Origin of the sequence: Microbacterium sp. B24 (assembly GCF_000333415.1) — a bacterium.
In the GTDB taxonomy this organism is placed as follows: domain Bacteria; phylum Actinomycetota; class Actinomycetes; order Actinomycetales; family Microbacteriaceae; genus Microbacterium.
In genome coordinates, this window is sequence record NZ_BADB01000240.1 from 1 (window position 1) to 4126 (window position 4126).

Genomic DNA, 4126 nt, shown 5'->3' on the forward strand with positions numbered 1-4126 from the left:
ATTCGAGCTCGGTCCCGGGGATCCTCTAGAGTCCTCCTCCCTGCGCCACCCGAGGGGCTGCCCGAGGTGACGCTTGGCGACTTCGACAGCCGCGCCGACAGCATCGTGGAATGGTTTGCGGCAGTGCGCGATGATCCCCGCGCTCATCGTCGGCTGGTTCGCCGCGCGCGGCAAGATCCAGGCCGCCGTCGCGGCACGGGAGGGCTACACGGGCACCTACCCGGTGATCGCCGAGCGCCCGGCGACAGAGGCGGCCAAGCGGCGCCGTTGATCGAGGAGGGGCACGCGGCGCCGACCTGGCAGACTGGGCGCATGCGTCGCTCCCGGACTCCGCGCGTCGCGCGGGGTGCGATCGTCGCCTCCGTCGCGACGTTCACGGCGCTGCTGTCGCACGTCGTCGCGGGCGGCGCGGTTCCGGGGCCGCTCGGCATCCTCGCCCCGTGGCTGCTCGCACTCATGGCATCGACGCTGCTCGCCGGCCGCTCCCTCTCCTTCGCGCGGCTCGGCGCGAGTGTGGTGCTGAGCCAGGCGCTGTTCCACACGCTGTTCGTCATGGGCGCGGTCGCGCCCACGGCAGCGATGCCCGCGATGTCGCATCACGATCACGGCGCGATGAGCCTGGGGATGGATGCCGCGAGCACCGCGCCGGCCGCGGGGTTCCTCTCCGCGTTGTGCGCCGACCCGGCCATGTGGGCGCTGCACGCGATCGCTGCGATCGTCACCGTGGCGCTGCTCTACCGCGGCGAACGTGCCGCCCGGGCGCTGCTGACGCTCGCGGCCGACATCCGCGCCTGGGCGCGACGCATCGCTGCGCGCGCCGCCGCGCTGCCCCCGACCGCTCTTCCGGTCCCGCTCCTGGCCGAGACGATCGGCTGGATCGTCCGCCCCGCGGCGCATGTCGGGGATGATCGGCGCCGCGGCCCGCCCCTGACTCTCGCGCTCTGATCCCTGTCCCGCCCGTGACGCGAAGTCCGGGCGGGGATCCGCGTGCGCGCCGACGCGTCGTCCACCCGGACGTCTCTGCATCGGCGTGCGATCGATCGGTGGTGTGCTGTGTCGTCGTCCCGTTTTCATCTGCGAGCTGCCCTTCTCGCCGCGACCCTGGCGGCCGCGGCCGTACTCGTGCCCGCTGCGCCGGCCGCGGCTCACGACGAGCTGCTGGCGAGTAGTCCGAGCCCCGGCGCGGCACTCGACAGCGCGCCGACGGAGGTGACGCTCACCTTCTCGGCCGACGTGCTGACGATCGGCGCGGCCGTCATCGTCGCCGACGGCGCGGGGAAGGACTGGGCAGCGGCCGCACCCGCCGTCGACAACGGCGTGGTGTCGGTACCGCTCGTTCCGGCGCTTCCCGCCGGCGGATACGAGATCCGCTGGCGCGTCGTCTCGCAGGACGGCCATCCGATCAGCGGAGTCGTCCCGTTCACGATCGGAGGCGCGGCGCCGCTGACGCGGACACCCGTCGCCACGCCGGCGACACGCGCAGCATCGGACGCCGCCACCGCCGACACCACCCCACAGGACCAGAGCGCACGAGAGGACCAGGGGATCATCCGCATCCTCCTGGTCGGCGCGGGCGGGGCGATCATCGCCGTCGCCGCCCACGCCGCCTTCCATCTCCTCCGCCGTAAGAAAGGCACTTCACAGTGAGCATCCACACCACCACCCGCACCCGCCTGACCGTCGCCGCGCGCGCCGGCGCTCTGCTGAGCGTCGGCCTGCTGGCGCTCGCCGGGTGCGCCACCACGACCCCGTCGGCGGGATCAACCCCCTCGACGTCGGCGAGCGCCGCCGACACCAGCGGCGCCGCCGTGACGATCTCCGACGCGTGGGTCAAGGCGGCCGACTCCGGCATGTCCGCCGCCTTCGGCACTCTCCACAACGACTCGAAGACGGACATCACTCTCGTGTCGGCGACCTCGCCGGCATCGTCCATGCTGCAGCTGCACGAGACCGTCGCCGATGCGTCGGGCGCCATGGTCATGAAGGAGAAGAGCGGCGGGAACCAGCCGTGGAGGCTACACGAGTGAGAATGCAGGCATGAGTAGCGAAAGACGTGTGAGAAACACGTCCTCCGAAAGACCAAGGGTTCCAGGGTCAAGCTAATCTTCCCTGGGTAAGTCGGGACCTAAGGCGAGGCCGACAGGCGTAGTCGATGGACAACGGGTTGATATTCCCGTACCGGCGAAGAACCGCCCAAGCTAATCCAGTGGTGCTAAGTGCCCGAATCCTGTCGTATCGATCCCTTCGGGGTGAGAGCTTCAGGGCTAGCGCATGACCCCATGCTGGTGCGGTTAGCGTATTAACAGGTGTGACGCAGGAAGGTAGCCCAAGCCAGGCGATGGTTGTCCTGGTGCAAGTGCGTAGGCCGAGTCATAGGCAAATCCGTGACTCGTTACGGCTGAGACACGATGCGGATAAAAAGTGGGTGATCCTATGCTGCCAAGAAAAGCATCGACGCGAGGTTCTAGCTGCCCGTACCCCAAACCGACTCAGGTGGTCAGGTAGAGAATACCAAGGAGATCGAGAGAATCGTGGTTAAGGAACTCGGCAAAATGCCCCCGTAACTTCGGGAGAAGGGGGGCCATCCACTTATATGAGCTTGCCTCAAAAAGGGTGTGGTGGCCGCAGAGACTAGTGGGTAGCGACTGTTTATTAAAAACACAGGTCCGTGCCAAGTCGCAAGACGATGTATACGGACTGACGCCTGCCCGGTGCTGGAAGGTTAAGAGGACCGGTTAGCCGCAAGGCGAAGCTGAGAATTTAAGCCCCAGTAAACGGCGGTGGTAACTATAACCATCCTAAGGTAGCGAAATTCCTTGTCGGGTAAGTTCCGACCTGCACGAATGGCGTAACGACTTCCCAACTGTCTCAACCGCGAACTCGGCGAAATTGCACTACGAGTAAAGATGCTCGTTACGCGCAGCAGGACGGAAAGACCCCGTGACCTTTACTACAGCTTGGTATTGGTGTTCGGTGTGGCTTGTGTAGGATAGGTGGGAGACTGTGAAGCGGTGACGCTAGTTACCGTGGAGTCATTGTTGAAATACCACTCTGGTCACTCTGGATATCTAACTTCGAACCGTAATCCGGTTCAGGGACAGTGCCTGGTGGGTAGTTTAACTGGGGCGGTTGCCTCCCAAAAAGTAACGGAGGCGCCCAAAGGTTCCCTCAACCTGGTTGGCAATCAGGTGGCGAGTGTAAGTGCACAAGGGAGCTTGACTGTGAGACTGACAGGTCGAGCAGGGACGAAAGTCGGGACTAGTGATCCGGCAGTGGCTTGTGGAAGCGCTGTCGCTCAACGGATAAAAGGTACCTCGGGGATAACAGGCTGATCTTGCCCAAGAGTCCATATCGACGGCATGGTTTGGCACCTCGATGTCGGCTCGTCGCATCCTGGGGCTGGAGTAGGTCCCAAGGGTTGGGCTGTTCGCCCATTAAAGCGGTACGCGAGCTGGGTTTAGAACGTCGTGAGACAGTTCGGTCCCTATCCGCTGCGCGCGTAGGAAATTTGAGAGGATCTGACCCTAGTACGAGAGGACCGGGTTGGACGAACCTCTGGTGTGCCAGTTGTTCCGCCAGGAGCACCGCTGGTTAGCTACGTTCGGGATGGATAACCGCTGAAAGCATCTAAGCGGGAAGCCGGCCTCAAGATGAGATTTCCATACCTTCGGGTGAGAGGCTCCCAGCCAGACTACTGGGTTGATAGGCCGGATGTGGAAGCGTGGCAACACGTGAAGCTGACCGGTACTAATAAGCCGATGACTTGATAACACACCGTTTTGGTGCTTGCGTCCACTGAGTGGTTCTCGATGTACGGTCGAGAACACACACAAACATCATTTTTGATCGTTGTGTGCTTGATGAAACATCAATAGTGTTTCGGCGGCCATAGCGTGAGGGAAACGCCCGGTCACATTCCGAACCCGGAAGCTAAGCCTCACAGCGCCGATGGTACTGCAGGGGGGACCCTGTGGGAGAGTAGGACACCGCCGGACTTCTTTTCAGGAAATGGCCACCCAACGCTGGGTGGCCATTTCCCGTTAACACGACTCCACGCGCCGGCCCCGCCGATGGCGGGACGTGCGGCGGCGCCGACTCTAGAGGATCCCCGGGACCGAGCTCGAAT

3 protein-coding genes, 1 rRNA gene and 1 other annotated feature are annotated in these 4126 nt (G+C 64.0%); all 4 genes read left to right on the forward strand.

What is annotated here, in order from left to right:
* The first annotated feature begins 130 nt into the window (after nt 1-130).
* The 4 genes from I5I_RS17100 to rrf all read left to right on the forward strand — a co-directional run bounded on the left by I5I_RS17100 (nt 131) and on the right by rrf (nt 3995).
* On the forward strand, nt 131-271 hold the full coding sequence (locus I5I_RS17100; RefSeq protein WP_239640045.1) for a hypothetical protein: 141 nt from the start codon (nt 131-133) through the stop codon (nt 269-271).
* Nucleotides 272-312: 41 nt separating this feature from the next.
* Complete coding sequence (locus I5I_RS06510) at nt 313-945, forward strand: hypothetical protein (RefSeq protein WP_036317833.1); 633 nt, start codon at nt 313-315, stop codon at nt 943-945.
* 108 nt (nt 946-1053) lie between these two features.
* Nucleotides 1054-1647, forward strand: a complete 594-nt coding sequence (locus tag I5I_RS06515; protein WP_036317835.1) for a copper resistance CopC family protein — start codon at nt 1054-1056, stop codon at nt 1645-1647.
* A 181-nt stretch (nt 1648-1828) separates the two neighbouring features.
* Nucleotides 1829-3770, forward strand: a sequence feature (23S ribosomal RNA rRNA prediction is too short).
* A gap of 108 nt (nt 3771-3878) precedes the next feature.
* Nucleotides 3879-3995 (forward strand): 5S ribosomal RNA (gene rrf / locus I5I_RS06525).
* Nucleotides 3996-4126: the final 131 nt, after the last annotated feature.

What these genes read in the sequence shown, in the direction of transcription:
- I5I_RS17100 (WP_239640045.1), top strand. Translation starts at nt 131, where the DNA reads ATGATCCCCGCGCTCATCGTCGGCTGGTTCGCCGCGCGCGGCAAGATC.
- I5I_RS06510 (WP_036317833.1), top strand. Translation starts at nt 313, where the DNA reads ATGCGTCGCTCCCGGACTCCGCGCGTCGCGCGGGGTGCGATCGTCGCC.